The sequence below is a fragment of the Halosubterraneus shenae genome (assembly GCF_050510935.1).
GTDB lineage: Archaea > Halobacteriota > Halobacteria > Halobacteriales > Haloferacaceae > JBDGPU01.
In genome coordinates this window covers 1-26,209 of the sequence record NZ_JBNLVO010000003.1, presented here as the reverse complement: position 1 = coordinate 26,209, position 26,209 = coordinate 1, and the positions used below count along the sequence as shown (strand labels likewise).

25 protein-coding genes and 1 pseudogene are annotated in these 26,209 nt (G+C 60.4%); 17 read left to right on the top strand and 9 right to left on the bottom strand.

Going from position 1 to position 26,209, the window contains the following annotated elements; all coding sequences use genetic code 11:
• The first annotated feature begins 5 nt into the window (after positions 1-5).
• The 5 genes from ACQE3M_RS06600 (at position 6) to ACQE3M_RS06580 (ending at position 3,924) form a co-directional block, all read left to right on the top strand.
• Positions 6-485 (top strand): Rpp14/Pop5 family protein, encoded by a 480-nt coding sequence (locus ACQE3M_RS06600; protein ID WP_430504759.1) that lies wholly within the window; start codon positions 6-8, stop codon positions 483-485.
• 4 nt (positions 486-489) lie between these two features.
• Positions 490-1,266 carry an archaeal proteasome endopeptidase complex subunit alpha gene (gene psmA, locus ACQE3M_RS06595; protein WP_430504757.1) on the top strand — a complete coding sequence of 259 codons (777 nt, stop codon included), beginning with the start codon at positions 490-492 and terminating at the stop codon, positions 1,264-1,266.
• 138 nt (positions 1,267-1,404) lie between these two features.
• Positions 1,405-1,821 carry a universal stress protein gene (locus tag ACQE3M_RS06590; RefSeq protein ID WP_430504755.1) on the top strand — a complete coding sequence of 139 codons (417 nt, stop codon included), beginning with the start codon at positions 1,405-1,407 and terminating at the stop codon, positions 1,819-1,821.
• A gap of 108 nt (positions 1,822-1,929) precedes the next feature.
• The gene (locus ACQE3M_RS06585; protein ID WP_430504754.1) at positions 1,930-2,739 is read left to right on the top strand and encodes an NAD(P)/FAD-dependent oxidoreductase; all 810 of its coding nucleotides are present in this window, start codon (positions 1,930-1,932) and stop codon (positions 2,737-2,739) included.
• A 90-nt stretch (positions 2,740-2,829) separates the two neighbouring features.
• Positions 2,830-3,924 carry a DUF2891 domain-containing protein gene (locus ACQE3M_RS06580; RefSeq protein ID WP_430504752.1) on the top strand — a complete coding sequence of 365 codons (1,095 nt, stop codon included), beginning with the start codon at positions 2,830-2,832 and terminating at the stop codon, positions 3,922-3,924.
• Between the two features lie 62 nt (positions 3,925-3,986).
• Here ACQE3M_RS06580 and ACQE3M_RS06575 read toward each other — a convergent pair whose 3' ends face one another.
• Entirely contained in the window at positions 3,987-4,244 is a 258-nt protein-coding gene (locus tag ACQE3M_RS06575) for a hypothetical protein (protein ID WP_430504750.1), read from the bottom strand.
• A gap of 103 nt (positions 4,245-4,347) precedes the next feature.
• The gene (locus tag ACQE3M_RS06570; protein ID WP_430504748.1) at positions 4,348-5,283 is read right to left on the bottom strand and encodes an FKBP-type peptidyl-prolyl cis-trans isomerase; all 936 of its coding nucleotides are present in this window, start codon (positions 5,281-5,283) and stop codon (positions 4,348-4,350) included.
• Between the two features lie 1,173 nt (positions 5,284-6,456).
• Between ACQE3M_RS06570 and ACQE3M_RS06565 the strand changes: the two genes are divergently transcribed.
• From ACQE3M_RS06565 to ACQE3M_RS06555, 3 genes are read left to right on the top strand one after another with little or no spacing between them, the layout of a single operon-like run.
• Complete coding sequence (locus tag ACQE3M_RS06565) at positions 6,457-7,626, top strand: NAD-dependent epimerase/dehydratase family protein (protein WP_430504746.1); 1,170 nt, start codon at positions 6,457-6,459, stop codon at positions 7,624-7,626.
• A gap of 3 nt (positions 7,627-7,629) precedes the next feature.
• Positions 7,630-8,583: an NAD-dependent epimerase/dehydratase family protein gene (locus ACQE3M_RS06560; protein ID WP_430504744.1), complete on the top strand. Its 954-nt coding sequence runs from the start codon at positions 7,630-7,632 to the stop codon at positions 8,581-8,583.
• A gap of 3 nt (positions 8,584-8,586) precedes the next feature.
• The gene (locus ACQE3M_RS06555) at positions 8,587-9,603 is read left to right on the top strand and encodes an NAD-dependent epimerase/dehydratase family protein (RefSeq protein ID WP_430504742.1); all 1,017 of its coding nucleotides are present in this window, start codon (positions 8,587-8,589) and stop codon (positions 9,601-9,603) included.
• 68 nt (positions 9,604-9,671) lie between these two features.
• On the opposite strand, the gene ACQE3M_RS06550 is transcribed toward ACQE3M_RS06555, so the two are convergent.
• Positions 9,672-10,532, bottom strand: a complete 861-nt coding sequence (locus ACQE3M_RS06550; protein ID WP_430504740.1) for a TrmB family transcriptional regulator — start codon at positions 10,530-10,532, stop codon at positions 9,672-9,674.
• A 79-nt stretch (positions 10,533-10,611) separates the two neighbouring features.
• On the opposite strand from ACQE3M_RS06550, the gene ACQE3M_RS06545 reads away from it, so the two are divergent.
• The 4 genes from ACQE3M_RS06545 to glmU all read left to right on the top strand — a co-directional run bounded on the left by ACQE3M_RS06545 (position 10,612) and on the right by glmU (position 15,097).
• A complete protein-coding gene (locus ACQE3M_RS06545) occupies positions 10,612-10,746 on the top strand; it encodes a hypothetical protein (RefSeq protein ID WP_430504738.1) in 135 nt (44 codons plus the stop codon).
• Positions 10,747-10,824: 78 nt separating this feature from the next.
• A complete protein-coding gene (locus ACQE3M_RS06540; RefSeq protein WP_430504736.1) occupies positions 10,825-12,021 on the top strand; it encodes a sugar phosphate nucleotidyltransferase in 1,197 nt (398 codons plus the stop codon).
• A complete protein-coding gene (glmS, locus tag ACQE3M_RS06535; RefSeq protein WP_430504734.1) occupies positions 12,022-13,827 on the top strand; it encodes a glutamine--fructose-6-phosphate transaminase (isomerizing) in 1,806 nt (601 codons plus the stop codon).
• A gap of 76 nt (positions 13,828-13,903) precedes the next feature.
• Positions 13,904-15,097 (top strand): bifunctional sugar-1-phosphate nucleotidylyltransferase/acetyltransferase, encoded by a 1,194-nt coding sequence (gene glmU / locus ACQE3M_RS06530; protein WP_430504732.1) that lies wholly within the window; start codon positions 13,904-13,906, stop codon positions 15,095-15,097.
• A gap of 19 nt (positions 15,098-15,116) precedes the next feature.
• On the opposite strand, the gene ACQE3M_RS06525 is transcribed toward glmU, so the two are convergent.
• Positions 15,117-16,034 (bottom strand): NAD-dependent epimerase/dehydratase family protein, encoded by a 918-nt coding sequence (locus tag ACQE3M_RS06525; protein WP_430504731.1) that lies wholly within the window; start codon positions 16,032-16,034, stop codon positions 15,117-15,119.
• A 57-nt stretch (positions 16,035-16,091) separates the two neighbouring features.
• A complete protein-coding gene (locus tag ACQE3M_RS06520; protein WP_430504730.1) occupies positions 16,092-17,051 on the bottom strand; it encodes a sugar phosphate nucleotidyltransferase in 960 nt (319 codons plus the stop codon).
• A 101-nt stretch (positions 17,052-17,152) separates the two neighbouring features.
• On the opposite strand from ACQE3M_RS06520, the gene ACQE3M_RS06515 reads away from it, so the two are divergent.
• The 4 genes from ACQE3M_RS06515 to ACQE3M_RS06500 are packed head-to-tail and all read left to right on the top strand — an operon-like array spanning position 17,153 to position 21,443.
• Complete coding sequence (locus ACQE3M_RS06515; RefSeq protein ID WP_430504728.1) at positions 17,153-18,295, top strand: glycosyltransferase; 1,143 nt, start codon at positions 17,153-17,155, stop codon at positions 18,293-18,295.
• A 37-nt stretch (positions 18,296-18,332) separates the two neighbouring features.
• On the top strand, positions 18,333-19,469 hold the full coding sequence (locus ACQE3M_RS06510; protein WP_430504726.1) for a glycosyltransferase: 1,137 nt from the start codon (positions 18,333-18,335) through the stop codon (positions 19,467-19,469).
• Complete coding sequence (locus ACQE3M_RS06505; protein ID WP_430504725.1) at positions 19,456-20,130, top strand: glycosyltransferase family 2 protein; 675 nt, start codon at positions 19,456-19,458, stop codon at positions 20,128-20,130. The genes ACQE3M_RS06510 and ACQE3M_RS06505 overlap by 14 nt, the downstream gene beginning before the upstream one ends.
• Complete coding sequence (locus ACQE3M_RS06500; RefSeq protein ID WP_430504724.1) at positions 20,130-21,443, top strand: sulfatase-like hydrolase/transferase; 1,314 nt, start codon at positions 20,130-20,132, stop codon at positions 21,441-21,443. The genes ACQE3M_RS06505 and ACQE3M_RS06500 overlap by 1 nt, the downstream gene beginning before the upstream one ends.
• Here the strand turns inward: ACQE3M_RS06500 and ACQE3M_RS06495 are convergent, their stop codons facing one another.
• Positions 21,444-22,241: an alkaline phosphatase family protein gene (locus ACQE3M_RS06495; protein ID WP_430504722.1), complete on the bottom strand. Its 798-nt coding sequence runs from the start codon at positions 22,239-22,241 to the stop codon at positions 21,444-21,446.
• A 136-nt stretch (positions 22,242-22,377) separates the two neighbouring features.
• Entirely contained in the window at positions 22,378-24,093 is a 1,716-nt protein-coding gene (locus ACQE3M_RS06490; RefSeq protein WP_430504720.1) for a carbamoyltransferase family protein, read from the bottom strand.
• Positions 24,094-24,193: 100 nt separating this feature from the next.
• Between ACQE3M_RS06490 and ACQE3M_RS06485 the strand changes: the two genes are divergently transcribed.
• On the top strand, positions 24,194-24,754 hold the full coding sequence (locus ACQE3M_RS06485; protein WP_430504719.1) for a methyltransferase domain-containing protein: 561 nt from the start codon (positions 24,194-24,196) through the stop codon (positions 24,752-24,754).
• A gap of 5 nt (positions 24,755-24,759) precedes the next feature.
• On the opposite strand, the gene ACQE3M_RS06480 is transcribed toward ACQE3M_RS06485, so the two are convergent.
• Positions 24,760-25,797 (bottom strand): glycosyltransferase family 4 protein, encoded by a 1,038-nt coding sequence (locus ACQE3M_RS06480; protein ID WP_430504717.1) that lies wholly within the window; start codon positions 25,795-25,797, stop codon positions 24,760-24,762.
• A 55-nt stretch (positions 25,798-25,852) separates the two neighbouring features.
• A pseudogene (locus ACQE3M_RS06475) lies at positions 25,853-26,209 on the bottom strand (IS6 family transposase); the annotation flags it as partial.

Sequence of the window (26,209 nt, the reverse complement as noted above, 5' to 3'; positions counted from 1 at the left end):
ATCCCATGAAACACCTTCCGAAGCACCTGCGACCGCGGTGGCGATACCTCGCCGTCGGTCTCGAAGCGCACCCGGACGCGAGCCTCTCGCGGGGGTCGTTCCAGCGCGCGCTCTGGTACGCCGCCGGCAACCTCCTCGGCGACGCCGGGAGCGCGGACGCGGACCTGAAGCTGTTGACCTTCGATTTTGCTGACGGGGAGGGGGAAGCGGTCGTCAGGGCTCGGCACGGCCACGTCGAGGAGGCCCGGGCCGCGATCGCCTGCGTGTCTACCGTGGACGACGAGCCGGTCGGGATCCACGTTCGCGGGATTTCGGGGACGGTGCGTGCCTGTGAAGAAAGATATATGGGTCGTGCGAGCCGAGGACACGTCAGGAGAAACGCTGTGTTCGCGGGGTCCGAGCACCCGGTCGTCGACCGCGGCGACGCGGTCGACGTGGTGACCGACTCGGGCGTTGTCGGCGCGACGCAGCAGGATCTCGAGTGATACTATGCAGGGACAAGCCCAACAACAGGCGTACGACCGCGGCATCACGATCTTCTCGCCCGACGGTCGACTGTACCAGGTCGAATACGCACGCGAGGCCGTCAAGCGCGGCACGGCGAGCGTCGGCATTCGCGCCGAGGACGGCGTCGTCCTCGCGGCCGACAAGCGCGCCCGCTCCCCGCTGATGAAGCCGGAGAGCGTCGAGAAGATCCACAAGGCCGACGACCACATCGGCATCGCCTCCGCCGGCCACGTCGCCGACGCGCGCCAGCTGATCGACTTCGCGCGCCGGCAGGCACAGGTCAACCGCCTGCGCTACGGCGAGCCCGTCGGCGTCGAGTCGCTGACGAAGGAGATCACCGACCACATCCAGCAGTACACCCAGGTCGGCGGCGCGCGCCCGTTCGGCGTCGCGCTCATCGTCGGCGGCATCGAGGACGGCGAGCCGCGCGTCTTCGAGACCGACCCGTCCGGCACGCCCTACGAGTGGCAGGCGCTCTCCATCGGCGCGAACCGCGAGGACCTCCGGAACTACCTCGAGGAGCATTACGAGGAGGGCCTCTCGACGGAGGAGGCGATGGGGCTCGCGCTCGAAGCGCTCAGCGAGGTAACCGACGAGGAGATGACCCCGAAGGGCGTCGCGATGGCGACCGTCGAGGTCGAGGACGAGGAGCTCCACGAGCGAACGCCCGAGGAGCTGGAAGCCATCCTCGAGGAGCACGACCTGCTCGAAGACGCCGAGGACGATGCCGAGGACGACGCCGACGCGAACGAGGAGTAACGCCCCCGCTCTCGTTTTTCGCTATCGCTGGTTCGACCGACGCCGTTCTCTCGGGGTATATCCCGTGCGCGTCCGTCGCTCGCGCGCCCCTGTTCGGCAGTAACGTTCAACTCGCAGCCGCTGGTACCATCAGGTAAGATGTCGTACTCCGTGCTCATCCCGTTCGACGGCTCCGAGGGCTCGGTTGGTGCCGTCGAGTACGCGCTCGACCGGTACCCGGATGCGGACCTCACGGCGATGTACGTCGTGACCCCGCAAAGCTACTTCGGCGTGTTCGCCGCCAACAACCACGAGCTGCCGAGCTTCGAGGAGTCCGAGGAGCAAGGGCAGGACATCCTCGAGGAAGCGGAGGCGATGGTCGCGGACGCGGGCCGGGAGCTGGAGACCGTCGTCGAGCAAGGGGAGGTCGCGAAGACCCTCGTCGAGGCCGCCGAGGAGCACGACGAGGTCGTCATTGGCAGCCACCGGCGGGAGGGAGCCGCCCGGATCCTGCTCGGGAGCGTCGCCGAGACGGTGGCCCGCCGGGCGACCGTTCCGGTGACGATCACGCGCTGACGCGGCAGCGACGGCGGACGCAACGGCGGACTTTACCGACTGCCAAGGCGCTCTCTGCGTCGAGGGCAACCCGTGTGGTATAAATCACCGCCCCGACGAGCCGGAGGTATGAGCCAGACTACCCCGGACGAGCAATACGAGGTGCTCATCGTCGGCGGCGGCGTCGCCGGGCTGTCGGCGGCGACGTACACCGCCCGTGCGAGCCTCGACACGGTCGTCGTCGACGCCGGCGAACCGATCATCAAGCGCAACGCGCACCTCGAGAACATGCCCGGCTTCCCCGCCGGCGTCAACCCCCGTCTCTTCCTCGACATGCTTCGCTCGCAGGCGACGCGCAACGGGGTGGACATGCAGCGCGGCACCGTGGACCGCGTCGAGTTCGCGGAGGACGACGACGCCGAGGACGCGCCGTCGTTCGTCGCGACCGTCGAACGCGACTCCGGGGAGACGCAGCGCGTCGCCGCGGAGAAGGTCATCGCCGCGTCGTGGCCGGATCCGGAGTACCTCGAGCCGCTCGGCGTCGAGGTCCGGGACGCCGGCTCGAAGGCGTTCGTGCAGGAGACCGAGGGCCGCGGGCGGACGAACGTCGAGGGCGTCTACGCCGCGGGCCGGCTCGCGGAGCGCTACCACCAGGCCGTCGTCGCCGCCGGCCACGGCGCCGAGACGGCGATAACCCTGATCCACGACTCCAACATCCCCTTCTATCACGACTGGGTCGTCCCGGAGGGATACTTCAGCGACCGCGGCCGCGAGGTCCCCCCGGGCTGTGAGGAGATCTCCGAAACCGAGCGCCGCGCCCGCGAGCAGGAGTCGATGGCCGCGATGCAGGAGTACTTCGACGAACCCCACGAGGAACGGCAGCGCACCCACACGAGCCTCGTCGACGACGAGTACGGCCGCGTACCTGAAGACGAATAGGCGACGAAGCAACTCTCTCGACCCACCGCCCTGCGAACGCCTCTCGTGGCACCAGTCGATTGAAGGCGGAATAGCCGAAAGCGGGTCGCAATGAACTCCGCTACAGAGCTCGACGCCGATTTCGACATCGATGCGGTCCTCGCCGGCGACAGCGACTGGGTCACCCCCGAAGTCGCGGAACGACTCGCCGAACACCCGCTCGAATCAGTGGACACGGAGTATCCCCACTACGTGCGCTCGGTCGAATCCGCCGACGACACCCTGGTCCTGTCCGAGCAACATCCCGTCTTCTACGGCTGTTACGACTGGCACTCGGCGGTCCACAGCCACTGGGCGCTGCTCCGCCAGCTCCGCCTCTTCGAGGACCACCCGAACCGACCGGCCATCGTCGAGAGCATCGACGAGCGGCTGACACCCGCGAACGTCGAGCGCGAGGTCGCCTACTTCGAGGAGCACCAGTCGTTCGAGAAGCCGTACGGCTGGGCCTGGCTCCTGCAGCTGGCGGCCGAGCTCCGGCTGTGGGAGTCGGCCCGGGCGGACGAGTGGCAAGCAACTCTCGAGCCGCTCGAGGAGGAGATCCGCTCACTCGTCCGGTCCGAATTCCTCGGCGGCGACCGCCCGTTCAGGGTTGGGACACACGGCAACACCGCCTTCGCGCTGACGCTGGTGCTGGATTACGCACGGACGGTCGGCGACGAGGCGCTGGAGCGGGCCGTCACCGAGACGGCGCTCGAGTTCTACGCGGACGACCGCGACTATCCCGTCGAGTACGAGCCGCTCGGCTGGGACTTCGTCTCGCCGGCCCTCACGGAGGCGGACCTCATGCGTCGCGTCTACGACGCCGAGGCGTTCGAGGCCTGGATCGACGGCTTCCTTCCGGACGTGACGACGGCGCCGTACGACGCCATCCTCGAGCCGGCGAGGCTCGACCCCGACTCCGAGGGCGGCGTCGCGCTCCACCTGGTCGGGCTCAACGTCTCGAAGGCCTGGGCGCTTTCCGGCATCGCCGACGCTCTCGACGACCACGAGTACGCAGCGGCCCTTGAGCGAAGCGCGCGCCGCCACGCCGAGCGCGGCCTTTCCGGGGCGTTCACGGACGACTACGCCGGGTCACACTGGCTCTCCTCGTTCGTGCTCTACCTGCTGACCCGGAACGAGGGCGGCATCGAGCCGGAATCCCTGTAGCGCCGTCGCTGGCGACGTTCCGACAGCACGGTCTCGGCAGACGTCGCCCGTGCCGCTCGACCTCAGACGACCGCGTACGCGAGCGTCGCGAGCGTGACGAGGACGGTCAGGATGGCCCAGTTCCGGGGAGTGTCGACGGCGAGGTCGGGGGTCCCCTTCCGCGAGAACAGGTAGATCGCGTAGACACCGATCGGACTCGCCCGGATCAGCGCGCCCGGATCCGTGCCGACGCCGGCCCGGATCAGCAGGGTCAACGCGATGGTACAGCCGGCGACGGTTCCCGCGACGACGACGTCCTGCCGAGCGTCTTCCAGTTCCATACCTGCCGGTGGGGGAGTCGTGGTTCAAAAGAAATCGGTTCGCGGTCGCGTCGACGGCGCGGATCTGGTGGGTGAGCCGGCGTCGACGGCTCGAGTCGGGCGCTTACTCCTCGTCGATCTCTTCGACGAGCTCCTCGGCGTCGACGTCGGCCTCCTCGAGGGCTTCCTCGAGGTCGGCCTCGCCGCCGCCCATGCCGCCCATACCGCCCATCATGCCGCCCATGCCGCCCATCCCGCCGCCGTCGATGACCTCCTCGATGACGACGCGGTCGAGGTCCAGCCGGTCCATCAGGTCCTGCGCGACCTGCTGCTTCTGGAACATCCACTGCTGGTTCATCTGCATCTGGGGCGTGGCCTCGATGTACAGCGACTCCTGCTCGACCTCCTCGAGTTCGCCCTCCTCGTTCTCCTCCTCGACCGTCTCGGTCTCGATGCGGACCTCAGGCTCCTCCTGGAGGTGCATGCCGAGCAGGCCCTTGGCCTTCTCCTCGCGGTCCTCGATGACCTCGAGGATCTCGTACTCGTACTCGAGGTCCTCGCCGGCCAGCGGGTGGTTGAAGTCGACGCGTGCGCGGCCGCCGATGATCGTCTCGAGGCGCCCCTGGCGCTGGTCGATCTGGATCTGCGCGCCGGGGTAGCGGTCGTCCTCCGGGATCTTGTCGGCGGCGACCGTCTCGACCTCTTCGGGGTCGTACTCGCCGAAGGCTTCCTCGGCGGGGATGTCGATGACGCCCTCCTCACCGACCTCGGCGCCGATGAGCTCGTCCTCGACGGTGCCGAAGATGTGGCCCGCGCCGATGGCGATGGTGCGCGGCTCGAACTCGTACTCCTCGGTGTCGATCTCGGCGTCCTCCGCGATCTCCTCGTCGGTCGTGTCGATGACCTGGCCGTCGTCGGCCGTGCGGATGGTGTAGGCGATCTTGACGAAGTCGCCGTCCTGGATTCCTTCGGTTACTTCTTCGGTTGCTTCCTCGGTCCCGGCGTCCTCGGCCTCCGCCTCAGCGTCCTCGGCGGCCTCGGCCTGCTCATTGTCGCTCATGGGAGAAACATCACCCGTTTCACTCTTAAGAAGCACGGTTCGTGCGTGAGAACGTGAGTGTGAGTAGCACGATATTCACGGTTTAATGATCGAACTCATCAGGGCTTTCTCATTTGTAGAGGTTCTCTTATACTCTAATTCGAATCCTCGGTGCCCATCTCATAGGTGTGGGTCTACGACGATCGGTTCGGTGTCGATCTTGATCGTTTGGCTAATCGTCCATCCGGAAGCAACGCGTATATTTTGAGAGACTTGGACCGCTCTTCATAAGCAGATTTGATCTGGTGATACGGACTTGCTCTTGACAGCACCGCAAACACCCAGAAAGCCCTCGGCCGCTCGCGGTCGCTGAGCGACATATCCGCGGCTCTCCGCACCGCCCGCCGCGGATAGGGGTCGTCTCAGCGACTCCGTTACACCGCGACCGGCCATCGCCCTTTCAGTCCGCCAGGACAGCACCGCAACCGCGACAGCGACAGCACCGCCCACCTACCGCAAGCCTCGGCCCTCCCCAGCCTCGGCCGGGGCGCGCCGGCCCCGCACCGCTCGGCGCGCCTCGGCCTCCCTCGCACGCGTTGCTCGCGCGCGCCACCGTCGCCGCGCCGCGACCGCCCGGCAGCCGCCGCGCCGCGACCGCCCGGCAGCCGCCGCGCCGCGACCGCCCGGCCACCACTCCCGGGCGGGACTGAAAGGGGCAGCCGCTGAGCGGGACGCTCTGCGAAGCTAGCACCGGAACCCGGCGAGCGAACGCAGTGAGCGAGCCGGGTGAGGAGCGCAACGAGCAGCGCGACCGCTCAGCGGCTGGGGCTTTCAAGGCATGCTGAGTGGTGTCGCCGGCGACGCTAACCGTATTTACTTATAAGGCCGCCCGCCTCAGCGGTTGGGGTTTCTGGGTATGCTGAGTAGTGTCGTCTACGTCGGTAACCGGTGTCATTTATAAATTCGACCGTCTCAGCGGCTGCGGTTTACTGAGTATGCCGAGTGGTGTCACAAGCGACAACCATCAGTCAACTGCAGTGCTGCGACCATTCATCCTCGAACGTATCGAGTTAAATAGCGTAGCGTGGCGTATTACGGCCGATCCTGCGGGTATTGAACGATCAACCCCGGCTAATCGGCGGTGTTCGGTAGCTTTTTGCCGCTGACCTGTAGTTACTCAGTTAGAGAGTAACCATGACGATCATCGTCACCGGCGCGGACGGCTACATCGGGTGGCCGACCGCCCTCCGCATTGCGGACCGTACCGAAGACCGCGTGCTGCTCGTCGACAACTTCGCCCGCCGTGAGTGGGTCTCCGAGGTCGGCAGCGTCAGCGCGACGCCCGTCGCCGGCATCGAGGAGCGCCTCGAGGCCGCCCGCGAGGAGCTCGGCCTGCACAACCTCTCCTTCCACGAGGGGGACCTGACCGATCGCGACTTCGTCCTCGAGCTGCTCGAGGTCCACGAGCCGGACGCGATCGTCCACACCGCCGCGCAGCCCTCGGCGCCGTACTCGCAGATCAACGGCGAGCGCGCGAACTACACCCAGCACAACAACCTGCAGGCGACGCGGAATCTGCTGTTCGGGCTGGAGGAGACGGACCAGACGGACACGCACTTCATCGAGACGACGACGACTGGCGTCTACGGCGCGCCGGAGTTCCCCATCCCGGAAGGCGGCGCCGTCATGGAGAACCAGGGCGAACGCGACGAGGTCCCGTTCCCGGCGATGGCCGGCTCGTGGTACCACCTCTCGAAGAGCCACGACGCGGCGAACATGCGCCTCGCACACGACCAGTTCGACGTGCCGATCTCGGACGTGCGCACCGCTATCACCTACGGCACGAGGACCGAGGAGACGCGCGCCGACGACCGCCTCGCGACGCGCTTCGACTTCGACTACTACTTCGGGGTCGTCGCCCACCGGTTCTGCGCCCAGGCGGTCGCAGGCTACCCCATGACGGTGTACGGCAAGGGCGAGCAGCGCAAGCCCTTCGTCAGCCTCGAGGACGCCGTCGAGGGGCTCGCGCGCCTCGCGCTCATCGACCCCGACGAGCGTCCCGAGGACCTCACCGTCTACAACCAGACGACGCGCGCGATCAGCATCGTCGAGGTCGCGAACACCATCGCCGAGGTCGGCGACGAGTTCGACCTCGACGTCGATGTCGAGCACTTCGAGAACCCGCGCGACGAGGACGAGACCCACCAGATGGAGATCGAACACGCGCGCTACGACGAGCTCATCGGCGGACAGGCGGAGACGTTCGAGGAGGGCGTCCGCGGCATCCTCGCGGACCTCGTCGAGCAGGAGGAAACCATCACCGCTCACGAGGACCGCTTCCTCCCCGGCGTCCTGACGGAGTAACCGATGGACGTTCTCGTCACCGGCGGCTGTGGCTATGTCGGCAGCGTCCTCGTCCCGCAGCTGCTCGACGACGACCGCGTCGAACGCGTCGTCGTTCTCGACAACCTCTCGAACGGCTCGCCGCGGACGCTGTTCGGGACCGGGCTGGGCGGAGCGGAAGAAAACCTCGAGTTCCAGCGCGGCGACGTCCGCGAGTACGGCGATGTCGAGACGGCCGCCCGCGGCGTCGACACGATCATCCACCTCGCGGCCATTACGGGCGCAAGCAGCACCCACGACCGCCGGGACGAGACCCTGGCCGTCAACGCCGACGGCACCGACCACGTCGCCACCGCTGCGGGCAAACACGACGTCGACACGCTCGTCTTCGCCTCCTCGTGTAACAACTACGGGCGCGCGGCGACGACGGACATCGACGAGACGACCGAACCCGACCCCCTGAACCCCTACGCCGAGAGCAAGCAGCGCGGCGAGCAGATTATTGCCGACGCGAGCCACCAGCACGGCTTCGACGCGACCGCGCTCCGGATGAGCACGAACTACGGCGCGGCGCCCGGCGTGCGGTTCAACCTCGTCGTCAACACGTTCGTCTTCCGCGCGCTGACGGACCGCCCGCTCACCGTCTACGGCGACGGGAGCAACTGGCGCCCGTTCATCCACGTCCGCGACGCGGCCGGCGCGTTCAAACACGCCGCGCTGAACCCCGACGCCTGGCCACAGGCCGTCTACAACGTCGGCGACGGCGACGAGAACTACCAGATCTCGGACGTTGCGGAGTTGATCCGCGACGAGCTGAACACGGACCTGGAGGTGACCTACCTCCGCGACAAGAACCCCGGGCCCTCGTACCACGTGAACTTCGACCGGCTGGCGGAGACGGGCTACACGCTTGACTACACGCTCGCGGAGGGCGTCCGCGAGCTCGCCGAGCGCTTCGAGAGCCGCGAACGGAGGTAACCAATGACTGATTCCGACACAGAGAACACGACCGAACCGACCCCAGACGAGTCGCAACCGACCATCGCCGTCACCGGCGCCGCGGGCTACATCGGCAGCCGCGTCGTGTGGCACCTGCAAGCGGCGCATCCCGACTGGGAGGTTGTCGCGCTCGACAACTTCTACCTGGGTGACGTCCGGTCGATCGGTGACGTCGACGTCGAGCACGTCGACGTCCGGAACCGCGACCGACTGGAGGACGCGCTCTCGGGCGCCGACGTCGTGTTGCACCTGGCGGCGATCAGCGGCGTCGACGACTGCGAGGAGAATCAGGACCTCGCGTACGAGGTCAACGTGACTGGCACGTCGAACGTCGCCTGGTTCTGCCGGAAGACAGGGGCGGCGCTGGCGTTCCCGTTCAGCATGGCGGTGCTGGGGGACCCGGCCGAGTTCCCAGTGCATGCGGACATGCCACGGGACCCACTGAACTGGTATGCGCGAACCAAGGTGCTAGCTGAGGGGCTCGTCGAGAACATGGCGGACGGTGCCTTCCCCGCGCACACGTTCATGAAATCGAACCTGTACGGGGAACACCGCACCGGTGGCGAACGAGTTTCGAAGGTGACGGTGATCAACTTCTTCATCAATCGGGCGCTGTCGGGCGATACCGTCACCGTCTACGAACCAGGCACGCAGTCCCGGAACTTCGTCCACGTGGACGACGTTGCGCGGGCGTATCTCCACAGTACGGAGCGACTTCTGGACGCGCTCGATTCTGGAGAGACGGGCGTGACGACCTACGAGCTCGCGAGCGACGAGGATCCGAGCGTCATGGACGTCGCGAAAACGGTGGAGGACGTCGCGGCCGACGTTGCCGACATCGATGCCGACGTCGAACTCGTCGAGAACCCGCGCGAGGGCGAAGCGATGGTCGAGGAGTTCGCGGTCGACACCTCCCGTGCGGAAGCGGAACTCGGATGGACGCCCGAGCGGACCGTCGAGGAGACGATCTGGTCGTTGATCGCCGAGAAGACGGAGTAGTTACACGCTGACGCCAGGAACATATCGGACGGTCGCCTGCTCGCAACCGCGTCTGTTCTATTGGGCCGCTAGCTTCGGTCCTGCCGGGGGTCCCTGGTGCTCTCGTGGTCCCATATCAGATCGAAGTACTGGGAGAGCCCGGCAACGAACGACCCGTTTTCGGTGACGGCGGCCTTTCGCCTGTGTAGCGGGACATCTTCCTCCTCTACCAGCAGGATAGCCGTCCCGCTGTCGTACTCCATGCTCGGGTCCGCGAACGTGCCACGCCACGGCAACGGTTCTTCACTGAATCGGACGCCGACGGAGGGGTACTCCTCGCGAATCATCCGGACACGGTCCGTCTGAACGGGGCGGTTTTCGGCCGAGAGCAGGTTCGGGTCGACGAACAGGACGGACACGTCGATCCCGCGGTCGACCGCCTCGGCGAACGCGGGTTCGACGGACGGGAAATACTCGAAGCTCTTCGTGAGGACGCGGACCTCCCGGTCGGCCTCGTGGTAGAGCTTCCTGGTCTCCGTCTCGCTGGGCTCGCCGACGTCGACGACGGCGAACAGCTCCTCCGTCGGCGTGACGTCGGCCGCCGCGGTTTCGTACAGTGGTCCGAACGTGTCGAGGAACTCGCCCCGTATCTCCTCGATTTCGGCCCGCGACTGCTCGTAGGACTGTCGCTCGTTCTCGATCGCCCTGTCGAGGATCTCCTCCGGAGGCTTGGGTTGGTACTTCTTGGGTCGCTCCGGGATCAGCTCGACGAACCCCCGGTCGACGAGCTCGTCGAGGACGCCGTAGATGCGGGCCTTCGGAATGCCGGTCGCCTCAGCGAGATCCGGGGCCGTCGTGCGCCCCAGTGTGAGCAGTTCCCGAAGCGCGGTCCGCTCGTACTCCGGCAAGTCGAGCCGTTCGAGCAACCGCTCGGCCTCGTTCGTCGCCATGGTGGCCCCTTTCCGACCCGGGATTAAAAGTCCACGTAGGGGAACATTGATTACGGGCCCACAACTGGTTACTCACAAGATGAGTAAACAGTCTGGCGACGACGACCGCAGGGACGACCACCTGGCCGACGTCGACGACGGCTGTGGGTGTGTCGAAGTGTGGGAAGCGATGAGCGAACGGCGACACGACGCTTCGTCCGTTGCCGAGGATTGAAATGGCCGACAGCGCTGACGACCTGACGGGGACGGTTTCGGAGGAAACCCTCTTGCACGTCCGTACGGAGTACCAGCCATGACCGTCACGACCGCCGTCGTTCTCGCCGGGGGCGAAGGGCGCCGGCTTCGTCCGCTCACGGCGAACCGTCCCAAGCCGATGTTACGCGCGGGCGACAGACCGATCCTCGCACACGTTTTTAATAGCCTCATCGAGGCGGGCATCACGGAGATCCACGTCGTCATCGGCTACCGGGGCGATCGGGTGCAGAACCACTTCGGCTCGGCCCACGACGGCGTCGACCTCGAGTACCATCGGCAGAAGACCCAGCTCGGCAGCGGACATGCATTATTGCAGGCGGCAGGGGCGGTCGACGAGCCGTTCATCGTGGCGAACGGCGACCAGCTCACCGAACCGAGTCTCGTGGACGACGTCGCTGCGGCGCACGAAGCCGGCAATGCGACGGCGACCGTCGGCGTCGTCAGGGCGTCCGACGCCACCCGGTACGGTGCGGTCACCCTCGACGGCGACGAGGTCGTCGAGCTCGTCGAACGACCGGACGACGACGAGTACCACCTGCTCAACGCGGGAGTGTACGCGTTTGGCCCGACCTTCTTCGACGTGCTGGAGGAGACCCCGAGAGAGCAAGGGTCGATCAGCCTCCCGGCGGCCGTCGAGCGCGTCGTCGAGGACGAGGGAGCGGTCGTTCGCGGCGTTCGAACTGAGGGCTTCTGGACCGACGCCACGTATCCCTGGGACCTCCTGGCGGCCTCCAGAAACGTTCTCTCACGAGGGTGGATTGCGGCCCCGGAACCGGATCCGGAGCGCTGGGTCGCCGAGACAGCCCGCGTCCACGACGACGCGGTTCTCAGGGGTCCAGTCGTCGTCGGTCCTGACGCGGTCATCGGTCCCGGCGTCGTCCTCGGCCCCTACGCGTCTATCGGGCGGAACGTCACGGTGGACGCGAACGCGGTGGTTCGGAACACGGTCGTCGACGATGACGCTCGCATCCGACCGAACGCGACGCTCGTCGACTCGGTCGTCGGACAGGGCGTCCGTCTCGGGGCCGGCGCCGTCGTGGCCGGCGGTCCGGCCGACGTCCAAATCGGGACGACCGTTCACGAGGGCAAGCAGCTCGGTAGCGTGCTCGCGGATAGAGCGACTCTCGGTGCGGGGGCAGTCGTTTCTCCGGGGATCCTGATCGGTAGCGACGCGACCGTCGAGGAGGGAGTTCGGCTCCGAACGAACGTCGATGCGAACGCGAACGTGAGATAGATGTGTGGGATCATCGGCTACGTCGGCGAGCGGGAGGCCACGCAGGTTCTCATGACCGGGCTCAATCAGCTCGAGTATCGCGGATACGATTCGGCCGGGATCGCCGTTCGAACCGGCGGCAACCTGGATGTCCGGAAACGGGCTGGCGACATCGAGACGCTCGAGGATGCCATCGAGGAGAACGCGCCTACTGGGTCGACCGGAATCGGCCATACGCGCTGGAGCACGCACGGCCCACCGACCGATGCAAACGCACATCCACACACCGGTGAAGATGGGGAGGTGGCCGTCGTTCACAACGGGATCATCGAGAACTACGGGTCTCTGAAGGAGGAACTCCAGGCAGTCGGGCGCACCTTCACCAGCGACACGGACACGGAGGTGATCCCGCACCTCATCGAGCAGTTCATCGCCGGAGGGGCCTCGCCGGAGCGGGCGTTTCGTGAGGCAGTCGATCGGATCGAGGGGAGCTACGCCGTCGTCGCGACCTTTGCCAACTCGGACGTCGTCTTCGCGGCGCGCAACGATTCCCCCCTCGTCGTCGGCGTCGGAGGGGACGGCCACTATCTCGCGAGCGACGTGCCGGCTTTCCTGGAGTTCACCGATCAGGTCGTCTACGTGGACGACGGGGAGGTAGTCACTCTTCACTCGGACCGGTTCGAGGTAACCACAACTGACGGGCTGCCCGTGGAGAAGTCCGTGGAAACCGTGGACTGGGACGTCGAGGACACGGGCAAGAGCGGGTTTGCCCACTATATGCTAAAGGAGATCCACGAGCAACCGACGGCGCTCCGCCAGTGTCTCTCCGGTCGGGTGAACGAGCTCGACGGGCAGGTTGAACTCGACGGGCTGGAGGCGATAGGCCAGCCGTCGCAGGTACAGTTCGTCGCCTGCGGAACCTCCTATCACGCCGCACTGCTCGGGGCCCAACGACTTCGCGACAAGGGGATTCCGGCCAGGGCGACCCTCGCCAGCGAGTACGCGGTGTCGCCGCCGCCTATCGACGACTCGCTCGTCACCGGCGTGACCCAGAGCGGCGAGACCGCGGACACGCTCGCCGCACTCCGAGAAGCGCGGGGACGCGGCGCCCGGACGCTCGCCGTCACGAACGTGGTCGGGTCCACGGCGGCCCGTGAGTGTGACGCGGCGCTGTACATCAGAGCCGGCCCGGAGATCGGCGTCGCGGCGACGAAGACGTTCACGTCGCAGGTGGTGACGCTCTCGCTCCTTGCCGAGTACCTCGACGCAGGCGACGCGGATGGCGCGCTCGTCAGGGAGCGCCTGCGAGCCCTTCGGGACCTCCCTGACCTCGTCCAGCGCGTGCTGGACGACTCGCGAGCCGAGGAGATCGCCGACGAGTACGTCGGGTCCGAGAGCTACTTCTTCATCGGTCGCGGGCCGAATCGGTCCGTCGCGCTCGAAGGGGCGCTTACGTTCACGGAGATCACGTACGAGCACGCGGAGGGGTTCGCGGCGGGCGAGCTGAAACACGGGCCGCTCGCGCTCGTCACTGACGAGACGCCGGTGTTCACGATGGTCACTGGAAACGACGAGGCCGCGCGAAAGACCGTCAGCAACGTCAAGGAGGTGGAAGCGCGCGACGCTCCCGTGGTTGCCGTGACGGACGGGAAAACGGACGTGGAGGACTACGTGGACGACGTGCTGGCGCTACCGGGCGCGCACCCGAGCGTGTTGCCGCTGCTGGCGAACACGCAACTGCAGCTGGTCGCGTATCACGTCGCGAACCAGCTCGGCCGGTCTATCGATAAGCCGCGGAACCTCGCCAAGAGCGTCACCGTGGAGTAAGCATTCGGGCGATCGCGTCGCCGAACCAAGCGCCGAGAGCGCAATCGATATGGCACGCGCCACGCTGGAGGGTCGTATGCAGACAGTCATTCTGGCTGCCGGGCGCGGGACGCGGATGGGACCATTGACGGAGTCGACGCCGAAGCCGATGCTCCCGATCGCCGACCGCCCACTTGCGGCACACGTCGCCGACGCCGCGGTCGACGCCGGCGCCACGCGGCTCGTGTTCGTTGTCGGGTATCGTGGCGAGGCCGTGCGGTCGTACTTCGGTGACTCGTATCGAGGAGTTCCAGTCGAGTACGCCGAGCAAGACGAGCAGCGTGGTACGGCCGACGCCGTCGCCGCCGCGCGTGCGTCGCTCGCGGCGGAAAAGTTCGCCGTACTGAACGGTGACGTGTTGCTCGACGCCGAGTCCCTGTCGGAGCTCTTCGCAGTCGACGCCGGTATCGGTTGCACGCGCGTCGAGGACCCGACCTCCTATGGTGTGCTCGCGGTCACGGACGAGAACGTCGTCACCGACGTCGTCGAGAAGCCCGCCGATCCGCCAAGCGACCTGATCAATGCGGGGGCGTACGTGTTCCCACCTGATGCCCTGAACTGGCTCGACGTCCCGGAGAGCGACCGCGGCGAACGTGAGCTGACTGACGTGCTGGAGCGTTGCATCCGGGAGCTGGACGTGCGCGCGGTCCCGCTCGACGAGTGGCTCGACGTCGGCCGTCCCTGGGAGTTGCTGGCGGCCAACGAGCGCCGGATCGCAGCGCTGGACGCGCGAATCGACGGTGACGTGAGCTCTGACGCGACGATCGAGGGCGACGTCGTCGTTGAGAAGGGGGCGACCGTCCGCGAGGGCGTCACTATCGAGGGACCGGCGCTGGTGCGATCGGGAGCGTCAGTCGGGCCGAACGCGTACGTGCGCGGCGTGACGCTGTTGGGGGAGGACGCGTCCGTCGGCCACGCCGTCGAGGTGAAAAACAGCGTGCTGCGTGCGGGCGCGACCGTGGGCCATCAGTCGTACGTTGGCGACAGCGTACTCGGACAGGACGTGAACTTCGGCGCCGGGACGCAGGTGGCGAACCTGCGGCACGACGACGAGCCGGTTCGGGTGACGGTGAAGGGGGATAGAGTGTCGACAGGGCGGCGGAAGTTCGGGGTGGTGGTCGGCGACGACGTGAAGACGGGGATCAACACGAGCTTGAATGCGGGAGTTACGCTCGGTTCAGGATTGTGGACGGAGCCCGGGGAGCGAGTGCGGACGGACCGGACCGAGTGAGTCGCTTAAAAACGACCTGTTACTGGTACACGTCACAGACGCGCTCAATGCCCTCCTCGAAGTCGACCTGGGGCTCCCAGCCGGTCTCCTCGGTGAGTTTCGAGGCATCCGCGCAAGTGTCGTGGACGTAGATCTCCTCCGGAATCGGGTTCTCGACGTACGTCGGGTCGACGTCGGTGCCGAGTTCGTCGTTGATCAGCTCGACGACCGTGTTGAAGTCGTACGGCTCGCCCGTGCCGAGGTTGTAGATCCCGTTGAGCTCGTGGTCGGCCGCGAGTTCGAGGCCGCGGACGACGTCCGAGACGTGCGTGAAGTCGCGCGTCTGGGTGCCGTCGCCGTAGAGTTCCGGCGAGCGGCCGTGCGCGATGTCGTCGGCGAACTGGGCGATGACGTTCGCGTACTCGCCCTTGTGACCCTCGGCGCCGCCGTAGCCCTGGTAGACGGAGAAGAAGCGCATGCCGGCGAGGGTCATGTCGTAGTGGTTGTGGAAGTACTCGCCGTAGCGCTCGCGGGCGAGCTTCGAGGCCTCGTAGCCCGTCTGGGCCTCGACGTCCATGCTCTCGGGCGAGGGTTCCGTGCGGTCGCCATAGATCGAGGAGGTGGAGGCGTAGACGACCGTGTCACAGCCGTCCTGCCGGGCCTGTTCGACGGTGTTGACGAAGCCCTCGACGTTGACGCGGGCGCCGCGCTGCGGGTTCTCCTCGTGCATCGCGTACGAGGAGAGCGCCGCGAGGTGGAACACGACGTCGACGTCCGTGGGGAGGTCGTCCGCGAGGACGCTCTGCTCGTGGTACTCGACGTCGTCCGAGAGGTTCTCGGCCGTGCCGAGGTACTCGTCGTCGACGACGACGACGTCGTTGTCCTCGGCGAGGGCGTTGGCGAGGTTGGAGCCGATGAAGCCGGCGCCGCCAGTGACGAGAACGCGTTTGCCTTGCATGGGCGCGGCTAATCAGGAAGGGGTTATGTAAGTTGTGAGAAGGGGTCGGTTGAGGGGCTACTGGAGGGACGTATGTTGACCAACGAGGCTGTCTTCGAGGTCGACGTTCGAAATCGCGGCGTCGGTATCGACGATCGAGTTCCGGATCGTGGCTCCCGTGATCTCGCTGTCGGGGAAGACGACGGTGTTCGAGAGGTTCGAATCTTCGATGGTTGCTCCTTCCATGACGTGAACATTCTCTCCGACTTCCGAGTTTCGGACGTCGGCCTCCGGCGAGACGATTGACTCTCCTTCGAGGTGCCAGGAGACCGCATCGAGGTAGCTCTCCGCGGTCCCGATGTCGAACCAGGCGCCGTCGAAGGTGTAGGCATGCACAGTCTCGCGGTTCTGGAGCCACTGGATGAACCAGCCCGGTTCGTCGGGGTTCTCACCGGCGTCGAGGTACTCCCGGAGGTTCGTGAGGTTCTCCGCCGGGAAGGCGTAGCAGGCGATCGAGACGAGAGTGCTTCGAGGGTCGGCCGGCTTTTCCTGGAAGTCGACGACTTCCTCGTCGTCGAGCTCGACGAGCCCGTAGGACTTCGCAGCCTCTCGGGATTCGACGTCGTAGGCGGCCAGGGCCGGCTGTCCTTCTTCGTCGAAGAAGTCCACGAAGTCGGCGACGTCAAAGCTGATCAGGTTGTCGCCGGCAATGACGAGGAGATCGTCGTCGACGCCCTCGCGCTCGACCAGTTGTGCGAGCGCACCGATGACCCCGAACTTCTCGTCCTCGTCGGTTGTGTCCTCGACGGAGAGCTCGGGCTTTTTGAAGTCCGAGTCGGCGAGATACTCTCGGAAGTCGTCGACGAAGCGTTCGTTGGTCGAGACGTAGACGTCGTCGATCCGTGAGTCGGCTTCGAGGTCGGCGAACACGTCGTCGATGACCGTTTCCTCCCCGATTGGAAGGAACATCTTCGGGCGATGGCGAGTTATCGGCCAGAGACGGGTGGCGTATCCCCCCGCGAGTACGACGGCATCCATGGTCTAATGCGGGCCGGTGATTCGTATAGGCTTTGTCGTTTCGGCGACCCGGAACCCCGCTAACCGCCGGAGTTTTGAACACGGTGGGGCTACAGCGGTGTATGAACTCCCTCGTGGCGCTCGTGATCGGACTGCTGTCGCTCACGGGGCTCCCGTACGTGATTTATATCGCGTTGTACCTCGCCGAGCGACCTTCGGGCTCTCCCGTCGAGAAGGAGCCATGGGAGCCCGAGGTCAGCATCGTGCTGCCGACGTACAACGAGTCCGCGATCGTCGAGACCAAGCTCGACGACGTGCTCGAACTCGACTACCCGATGGAGAAGGTCGAGCTAGTTGTGGTCGACTCCTCCACGGACGACACTCGTGAGGTCATTCGGGACTACTTCACGGGTCTCGACGCGCCCGAGCTCGTGTTGCTCGAGGAGGACGAACGTCGCGGCCTGGCGCCCGCGCTCAACGACGCGTACGAGGCGGCTAGCAAGGAGATGGTCGTAAAGACGGACTGTGACTCGAAGCTCAAGCCGGATGCGCTTCGCGAGGCGGCAGCGAACCTCGCGGCCGATGACGTCGCGGCCGTGACGGGCACCAACGTCGAGGTTCTGGGTGGGAGCGAGGTCGAGTCGGGTTATCGGGGCGTGCAGTCACACATTCAGCAGCTCGAGTCTCACCTCGACTCGACGCTGATCTTCCACGGGCCGTTTTCGGCGTTCGAGAACGACGCGCTGTTGCCCATCGACCCTAATTCGCTCGCCGACGATACGGAGCTCGCGCTGAAGATCCGGCGGCAGGGTGGACGCGTGATCTTCGACCCCGAGGTGCAGTATATGGAGGCGAGTCACTCCGAGTTCGTGAAGCGGCGGAAGCAGAAGGATCGTCGCGGGATGGGGCTGATCCGGTTGCTCGTGCAGCACCGGGACGCGCTGGGGCGGTACGGGAAGTACGGGAAGGTCGTACTGCCGTTCAACTGGTGGTTCATGATCGTGTCGCCATGGCTGCTGGTCGTGACGCTCCTGGTCGGAACGGGCGCGGCGGTCTCGCTGTTTGGCGTTGGTGGGCTGGTGCTGCCGCTTGCCGTTGGTGCGTTCGCGTACCTGGGTCAGCGGGACCTGCTCGGCCCTGTGCAGGCGCTCTACTCGCTGTTCGATACGCAAGTGTCGCTGTTTCGCGCGAGTGTCGAGCTGTTGCGTGGGAAGGGTGACGGGACGTGGGAAGTTGATTCGGAGTTGCGAGAGGCGTTCGAATGAATAAGCATAATCACGGCAGAACGAGATGTCGACAATAATGACGGAGAATTTCGAGGAATCGGATATCTCAGTAGCCATTCTTCACGACCGATTTCCGGGGATCGGTGGTGGAGAAAAGTTTGCCATCGAGGCGGCGAGAGTACTGGATGCGCCGATTTACACGATGTACGTCTACCCGGATACAGATATTCCGGATGACGTCGAAGTCATTCCGATGCGGCAAGACAAGTACACAGGGTTCCTCTCACGTCGGATTCTGGGGTGGAAAAACGAGGGATCGAACCCCCTCGAAACGTTGAGCGTTGCCATGGACATGACGGATGCCCATCCTGATCTCCTGGATTACGACGTGATTCTCTCGAGTGCGCCGCTCAGCAAGAACTACGTTCCGACAACGGACCAGCGGATCGTCCACTATCCTCACAGCCCGCCTCGATGGCTGTACGATCTGTTTCGTGACCGGATGTCGTCGTTCGATTATCCCGGAGTTCGATTCGTGTTGAAAGCATATGCGAAGTGGTGGCGAGCACTCGATAAGGAAGCCAACGATTACGTAGATACGTTCGTCGCCAACAGTGAGCTGATCCGGGACCGTATTCGACGGTTCTACGATGAGGATGCGGAAGTCGTGTATCCGCCTATAACAGGCGATTGGCGGAACGAGGGTGACGAAGGGTATTTCATCACCTGGTCCCGGCTCGCGCCGGAGAAGCGCATCGATATGATCGTAGAGGCCTTCACCGAACTGGACGAACGACTTATCGTCGCTGGTGACGGAGAACAGCGTGAGAAACTCGAAGAGATGGCACAAGGTCACGACAATATCGAGATACGTGGGTACGTGGAGGATATTGAGTCACTCGTGGCGAAAGCGACGGCCGTCATTTACGCACCCAAACAGGAGGACTTCGGAATGGTGGGTGCAGAGGCGATGATGGCTGGGAAACCGTTGCTTGGTGTAGATGAAGGGTTCACAAAATATCAAGTTAATGACGGGGATACTGGGACGACATTCAATCCAAATGTCGAATCAATAAGAAAAACTGTACATGAATTCGAACCTCTAGAATACGATTCTGAGACAATACAATCTGTGGCGGAGAAATACCAGTACGACCAGTTTGAATCTTCTCTTAACAGCATTATCAAGGGGGATGTAGATGAGTGTTCATAGACCTATAACCTCGGAGGATCCGAGGATATCAGTTGTTATTCCGACAATCCCAAGCAATTCTCACACAGAAGTCGTTGAACATCTAAAATCTCAGAGTTATGGGTCATTCGAGATTATCGTTGTGGATGATAACTCTCTCGATATCTGTGAAGCTCGTAGTCTGGGGATCCATCAGGCTAAGGGTGAGATAGTGGCACTAACCGACGATGATTGTCGACCAGAGCGCGAGTGGCTGGAACTGATCGATGAGCAGTTCGAAAAGGATCCAAACCTCGTCTGTCTCGAAGGGGCCGTACGTGGAGGAAGGACATATACTGGAGCACGAAAATACGTCGGGTGCAACCTTGCGTTCGATAGAGAGGCTGCTCTTGATATCGGGGCTTTCAGAAGTGAATATGCGGGCTGGCGTGATGATACAGAATTCGGTTGGCGTATGGAACGCGACGCCGATGGCGAGTGTAGATTTAGTAGTGATGTTGTGATGCGGCACCCTGAAAAACCACGTGCCACTATTGACGAGAAGATAGAGTCAAAATTCCGAGAAGAGTATCCCGATCGTTATAGAGAAGTGATTATACCAGATACAATAGTAGGTCGATTAAACGACTGGCTTTGGCGCAAGGGCTTTTGGGATGCGGTGGATTCTGTACGATACGACTGATGACGAATATTGCACTCATCGTTTTGGATACTCTCCGTTACGATGCTTTTGAGGAGCATTTTGATTGGCATCCGGGTATCCGCTTCGATAACGCGTGGAGCACCAGCCACTGGACGGTTCCAGCTCACGCTTCGTTATTCACTGGAAAGTATGCCAGCGAGGTGGGGATATATGCAGGTGCACAAACGTTTGATTGCAAGGAACCGTTACTCGCTGAACAACTTTCAGATTCAGGTTATACAACCCGGGCATTTAGCGCGAATCCTAATATATCATCCACATTTCAGGGCGATCGTGGATTCGATCAATTTGAGCGTAGTTGGCGACTTGAAGGAATGGACGAGAAATTATTCGACTGGGATGATTTCATAGCACGTACCCGTGGAGAAGGTCCAAGCCGATTTTTGAAAGCTCTCCAAGAATGCGTCACCAGTGATTGCAAGACTTTGGCATCACTCCGTCATGGAATCCAACTGAAACTTCGGGACACACAATTAGGACACGGTGCTAAAGACGATGGGATCTCGTCGGCACTTAATCTTGTCAGGGAAACAAAATTTGAGGATAACGAGTTCCTCTTTATGAATCTCATGGAGGCGCATACACCATATGACCCACCAAGTGAATGGAAAACCGTCGACGTAGAACTTGATGGACTGGTCGCAACGATGGACGAGCCAGATTACCCGGTCGAAGAAATTCAGCAAGCGTACGATGACAGCGTTCGATATCTTTCCCATATGTATGAAAAGGTGTTTAACGAATTAAAGAAGGACTTCGATGTGATCATCACGCTCAGCGACCATGGGGAGCTTCTCGGTGAACACGACGCCTGGGAACATCTCTATGGAATATATCCAGAGGTAACTCGTGTACCACTCACGATTTATGCTGGTGATGACGATATCTCCCGACGTAATGAGTCGGTTAGTTTACTCGATGTCCATAAGACTGTTTTAGAAGTAGGGAATATCTATTCAGATGGAAAAGGGCGAGACATACGAAACGCGGTCGGGGATGGTGAATATCTAGTGGAGTCACATGGGCTACCGGAACGAAATAAAAAAGCATTATATGGACGTGGTTTCGACGAGCTTGAATTTCTCGACGAGTGGCTACATGGGATTGTAAATGCTAGATATTACGGTTACGAAACGTACGATGATTTTGAAGAACGGGGACAGCCAATTTATGATAACCCTCGAGAACGGATATCGAAATTGGACGCCAATCTGGAAAAGAGGGTTAATTCAAAAGACGAAAATATAGATGAAAAGGTCATGGATCAGTTAGCAGACCTCGGTTACGCCTAATTACTGACGATATCCAAGTTGACGAAGCCTGTCGTTAACTACATCCTTGCTTTGTTCTACTTGCGCAATACCGTGATCTTGGATACTCCTACGTTCCCCTGATATTACTGCCCAAGGAACGTGTACAAGGTCCTTGTGTCTCAAACCATTAAAATGGCCAAATTCTCTCATAGGTATTGGATAGCTTCGTGTTCCGAGTAGATTCCCATGGTCAGAAGTAACTACAGAACGCCCGTCAAAGGACACTGCGGCTTCTATCGCGTCATCTATAACAGACTCAAGATTTTCGCGATAAGCAGACCATACATTATCTCTTTCAAGTTCGCCTTTTTGTAGTGCCTCCCAGGGGGTTTTCATATCTGAGTTCTGGGATTGACCAACATCTTCAACACTCCATGATCGATTTTTAAAACGTTCAGACCCAATAAACGGATGATGTGGTTGCATCAGGTGCACAATGACACGCTTGTTAGGATATGTTTCTAATGCATTCCGGGCTGCGTCTAATACGGGATTAGAGCGGACTGTCCCAGCAGATTCATCGAACGATTCTCTCCAGACTTCAATAATTTTATGAAATGAGTTCGGTGCAATTTTAGAAACGAAAGGATTGGAGGCTATATAAACTGTATCTCCAAATGATTTCTCCGCAAAATTCTGTTCGGTCCACTCAGGAGTTGCCCCTCCGAGACTTATCATTCGACGAAACGTGTCAAATTGTTCGGTGTCAATTACAGATTCAAACAGGTCATATCGACAGCCATCTAAAACGAACAAATTATCCCAGTCTTGTTCCATGACGTACTCTGCATTTTTATATCGGGGATAGATGTTCTTCTGAAATGGCACGTTAATTCGGTTTCGAATCCGGTTTCGACGCCAGTCAGGATCATCATAGTTTTCGCGGAGTTCTCGTAGAATCTGTCCGAACATTTTACTTGCTTTTCTCCACAACGAAATCTCCTAGAACTAAGAGGTCAAGTCCCATCCCATAAAAATCCTTTAGAGCTTCAACTGGTTGATTAACTATTGGTTCAGCATGGTCATTGAAAGATGTATTTAGCACGACTGGAACACCTGTCCTTTCCTCAAATTCATCAATAAGGTTGTAGTATCGAGGGTTTTGATCAAATGTTACGGTTTGTGGGCGAGTGGTGTCATCACCGGGGTGAAGAACGGCTTCGAGTTCCTTCTTCTTTTCCTGTTTGATGTCGAATGTTTTGATCATAAATGGTGATTCTTCGGCATTAACTAAGTATTCATCAGCTGCTTCGGCCAGTATTGATGGAGCGAAAGGACGCCACTCCTCACGGTGCTTCACATACTTGTTAACTCGTTCACGGGACTCTGCCGTTCGGGGATCGGCAAGGATACTTCTATTTCCAAGTGCACGAGGTCCGATCTCGAAACGTCCCTGAAACCAACCGATCAATTTCCCATTGGCTAGTTTATTTGCGATATAACTAGAAATATCATCTGGCTGATGATACTGTATCTTATTTAATTTCAACAATTTTTCTATTTCGGCTTCACCGTACTCCACACCCCAGTAAGCATCCCGCATTGGTGGCGTATCTGACGGTGTGTTCTCAAGCATTCCTGCGCCGAGAGGGAGCCCCCCGTCGTTGGCAACAGGTTGGACGAACAGCGAGTCGACTGCTTCTGACTCCATCACTCGTTTATTCATTTTGCAGTTCAAGGCGACTCCACCAGCGAGCGCAACGTTTGTTTCGTCAAGCTCCTCCGCATAGTGTTCGACAATTTCTACGACCGTTTCTTCAAGAAGTCGCTGTGCTGTGTAGGCGAGATCTTTCTCAAACTGAGTAAACTCTTTCCCGGTTTGATGTCTATCGTGACCGAGGATCTGTTCTAATTTTTGAACGCTCTCTTCCCAAACATCGACGAAAAGTTCTGTCACATCATAGTCGACGCCCGTTTCAATGACGGAACGAAGTGCTGACTCAATCTCCTCGTTACGTTCCCCATACGGGGCGAGTCCCATCACCTTCCCCTCTCCGTTGTGAGGACGGAAACCGAGGTATTTTGTTATGATACCGAAGAAAGCGCCGAGCGAGTTCGGATAATCGTAAGTTCGGACGCGTTCAAGACCTTCCGGAGTACCTTGCCAAATGACGGTCGAGTCATACTCACCTCTGCCGTCCAGAGTCACGGTGACGGCTGAATCGAAGTCGGTCGGATAGAAAGCGCTCGCCGCGTGACATCGATGATGTTGTCGAAATGTGATTGGAGGAACATCACCAAATTCAGCGAACTCACGATTGAGAATGTCGCGAAGGAAGAACTTCATTTTTGCTGACTGAACGGCAGTCCGGCCCATCCAGTATCCTTTCTGCAGGAAACCACCTTGTGCTCGTGCTTTTCCCTTAAGGAGATCAGGAACTACCTTATGTGCGGTAGACGGATCAAAGGGAATAACGATCTTGTCGATTTCGGAGAAGGTGATCTCAGCGTAATCAAGGGCCTCCCGGATAGCATTAGATGGTTTTTGCCCATTTGCATGTTTGTCACGACTAAATCGTTCTTCCTCTGCCGCGAATATCAGCTCTCCATTTTTGAAAAGAGAAACACTGGGATCATGCCCCCAAATGTCTAGTACACCGGCCTTGACGGCAAGGATATATTCGGACATGCATCCCAGTCGTTAGCTAAACACATTTACTGTTGCGGTTGTGGATTCACGTTCAGCGATTATCGAAATGATTTATACAAGGATATCTTAGAGGTCCTTAATGAGCGAGAAGAGGAAGACTCCTGAAGAGAATATCCTGGAAGTTGGAGCCGGTCAAAACCCTACAGAAGAGGCTACTATAACACTTGACATTAGGGAGGATCTAGATCACATTGATCATGGAGGTGTTGATATCGGTGATGATGAATGGCCCATAGAGGAGAGCAGCATTAGTGAAGTCATCGCAAATCATGTATTCGAACATATCCCTCCAGAAAATATTGGACACGTATTCTCGGAAATAGATCGCGTACTCATTTCAGGGGGGCAGTTCAGAATGCGGACACCACACGCAGGCACGTGGGCGTCGGCAACTGATCCAACCCATCAAGGTACTGGTGGCACGACGCCTGATATAACGAAGTATTTCACAGGGGAGTTAGAGGAGTACTGGCCACATTTGGATTGGAATGTAGAGGCTTGGACTCAAATCGAATTTCCACTTTTCCTGCGATCGAGATTTCGAGTCACGAAGAAAGTATATAATGGTGTTTGGGCCCATCAGATATTAAAAATCCCGTTTGTGACTGGGGAAGTTTTCTTCGAGGCGAAAAAGCGTTAGAAACGCTATCGGACCCGTTGATAAAGATCGAAATATTTTTCTGCGATTCGATCCCAAGTGAGATCCTCTGCAGTATCCTTAGCTTTCGAACTTAATAGATTGCGTGTCTCAAGTCCCTCTTCTATCTTTGACTTTAGATCAGCGGTATCTCCCAGCGTGTAGATCAGCCCGTTCTCCCCATGCTCAATAATATCGGTTAATCCGGTCTCATTTGATGCGACGACCGGTGTTTCTGCAGCCATGGCTTCAAGACCGGTAAGCCCGAACCCTTCATGTTTCGAAGGAAGAACAAACAGATCCGATTTCGCATATTCAGCTAATAATTCATCTTCAGAAACTTTGCCCACATGGTATTCCTCAAGTTCGGGGATCTCTTGTGCGTATTCTTCGTCAGCAATTGGCCCGATAAGACGAAGATCCCAGTTTGCGCCTCGACTTGCTTCGATTAGTTCCTTTTGGTTCTTTTTGTCATTAATTCGGCTAACATACAGTACACGCCCCGGTACTCGTTGGTCGTCCTGGAGAAAATGTTCTTCAATACCAACTGGAATTACTTCATCGATGTCAGCACCAAATCGTTCTGCGTCAGTTTTTGTCTTCGTCGACTGTACAACAGAGTAGGCACTTCGGCTTCCGATTACTTTTTCACCAGCGGTTACCGCAAGTGCAGCTTTCGCCTTCAAATGGTCTTGGACGCGATGAGTAACACCAATGCCGTGGAAAGAAATGACGTCAGGTCGTAGTCGAATATCTGGCCACGGAACAAATGCACGCCACCAATGGATTAAATCAAAATTAGAATCTTTTAACCATTTTTGTACATCATGCTGATATTTCAGCATCGAAAGATGATGTGAACTTATGTCATTTCCGAATACTTTTAGCTCACAATCAAGTAGGTCTGGATTACCAGAATAGTTTGCCACAGTAACATTATGACCTTTTTTTGATAGGTTTTCAGCTATTCCCTTTGTTGTACGCTGTGGACCACTCATTGGAAGGGATGTTGGCACGTCTCCAATAATGGCAATATCCAGCCCCATTAGCTAAGATAAAAGCGGTAACGGTATATAAATATCTCGTGTCTTAAGGTAGTGTTCAGATAAGCTGATTCCATGCGAAAGCGAACGCTTGCAACCAGTTTTCGACGGTCTCTGCTCTGGCATGGCTGAAACAGTTTGAGAACTGGTTGGTTCGGCGTTTGACTTCTCGGAAGACGCGCTCCACGCTATTCCGATTCCCGTGGGTTTCATGCTGGAATCGTAGTCCATGACGGTGACAAGCCGCCTGCAGCCATGGCGCACCGTCGACGAGAAAGATTGAATCATCGACCTGATGTTTCTCTCGAAGTTCTGAGAGAAACATCGAGCTGACTGCGGTAGTTCTCGTCGGGTAGAGTCGAGCGTGAAGCAGGCGATTCGTCGCGGGATCGACAGCAGCGTACAGCCAATACTG

Bases quoted from the DNA above. Each gene is read 5' to 3' on its own strand.
- glmU (WP_430504732.1), top strand. From the start codon at position 13,904: ATGCAGACAGTCATTCTGGCTGCCGGGCGCGGGACGCGGATGGGACCA.
- ACQE3M_RS06525 (WP_430504731.1), bottom strand. From the start codon at position 16,034: ATGCAAGGCAAACGCGTTCTCGTCACTGGCGGCGCCGGCTTCATCGGC.
- ACQE3M_RS06550 (WP_430504740.1), bottom strand. From the start codon at position 10,532: ATGGCGACGAACGAGGCCGAGCGGTTGCTCGAACGGCTCGACTTGCCG.
- ACQE3M_RS06515 (WP_430504728.1), top strand. From the start codon at position 17,153: ATGAACTCCCTCGTGGCGCTCGTGATCGGACTGCTGTCGCTCACGGGG.
- psmA (WP_430504757.1), top strand. From the start codon at position 490: ATGCAGGGACAAGCCCAACAACAGGCGTACGACCGCGGCATCACGATC.
- ACQE3M_RS06500 (WP_430504724.1), top strand. From the start codon at position 20,130: ATGACGAATATTGCACTCATCGTTTTGGATACTCTCCGTTACGATGCT.
- ACQE3M_RS06560 (WP_430504744.1), top strand. From the start codon at position 7,630: ATGGACGTTCTCGTCACCGGCGGCTGTGGCTATGTCGGCAGCGTCCTC.
- ACQE3M_RS06570 (WP_430504748.1), bottom strand. From the start codon at position 5,283: ATGAGCGACAATGAGCAGGCCGAGGCCGCCGAGGACGCTGAGGCGGAG.
- ACQE3M_RS06590 (WP_430504755.1), top strand. From the start codon at position 1,405: ATGTCGTACTCCGTGCTCATCCCGTTCGACGGCTCCGAGGGCTCGGTT.
- ACQE3M_RS06495 (WP_430504722.1), bottom strand. From the start codon at position 22,241: ATGGAACAAGACTGGGATAATTTGTTCGTTTTAGATGGCTGTCGATAT.
- ACQE3M_RS06510 (WP_430504726.1), top strand. From the start codon at position 18,333: ATGACGGAGAATTTCGAGGAATCGGATATCTCAGTAGCCATTCTTCAC.
- ACQE3M_RS06540 (WP_430504736.1), top strand. From the start codon at position 10,825: ATGACCGTCACGACCGCCGTCGTTCTCGCCGGGGGCGAAGGGCGCCGG.
- ACQE3M_RS06485 (WP_430504719.1), top strand. From the start codon at position 24,194: ATGAGCGAGAAGAGGAAGACTCCTGAAGAGAATATCCTGGAAGTTGGA.
- ACQE3M_RS06480 (WP_430504717.1), bottom strand. From the start codon at position 25,797: ATGGGGCTGGATATTGCCATTATTGGAGACGTGCCAACATCCCTTCCA.
- ACQE3M_RS06600 (WP_430504759.1), top strand. From the start codon at position 6: ATGAAACACCTTCCGAAGCACCTGCGACCGCGGTGGCGATACCTCGCC.
- ACQE3M_RS06490 (WP_430504720.1), bottom strand. From the start codon at position 24,093: ATGTCCGAATATATCCTTGCCGTCAAGGCCGGTGTACTAGACATTTGG.
- ACQE3M_RS06565 (WP_430504746.1), top strand. From the start codon at position 6,457: ATGACGATCATCGTCACCGGCGCGGACGGCTACATCGGGTGGCCGACC.
- ACQE3M_RS06555 (WP_430504742.1), top strand. From the start codon at position 8,587: ATGACTGATTCCGACACAGAGAACACGACCGAACCGACCCCAGACGAG.
- ACQE3M_RS06520 (WP_430504730.1), bottom strand. From the start codon at position 17,051: ATGGATGCCGTCGTACTCGCGGGGGGATACGCCACCCGTCTCTGGCCG.
- ACQE3M_RS06545 (WP_430504738.1), top strand. From the start codon at position 10,612: ATGAGTAAACAGTCTGGCGACGACGACCGCAGGGACGACCACCTGGCC.
- glmS (WP_430504734.1), top strand. From the start codon at position 12,022: ATGTGTGGGATCATCGGCTACGTCGGCGAGCGGGAGGCCACGCAGGTT.
- ACQE3M_RS06505 (WP_430504725.1), top strand. From the start codon at position 19,456: ATGAGTGTTCATAGACCTATAACCTCGGAGGATCCGAGGATATCAGTT.
- ACQE3M_RS06575 (WP_430504750.1), bottom strand. From the start codon at position 4,244: ATGGAACTGGAAGACGCTCGGCAGGACGTCGTCGTCGCGGGAACCGTC.
- ACQE3M_RS06580 (WP_430504752.1), top strand. From the start codon at position 2,830: ATGAACTCCGCTACAGAGCTCGACGCCGATTTCGACATCGATGCGGTC.
- ACQE3M_RS06585 (WP_430504754.1), top strand. From the start codon at position 1,930: ATGAGCCAGACTACCCCGGACGAGCAATACGAGGTGCTCATCGTCGGC.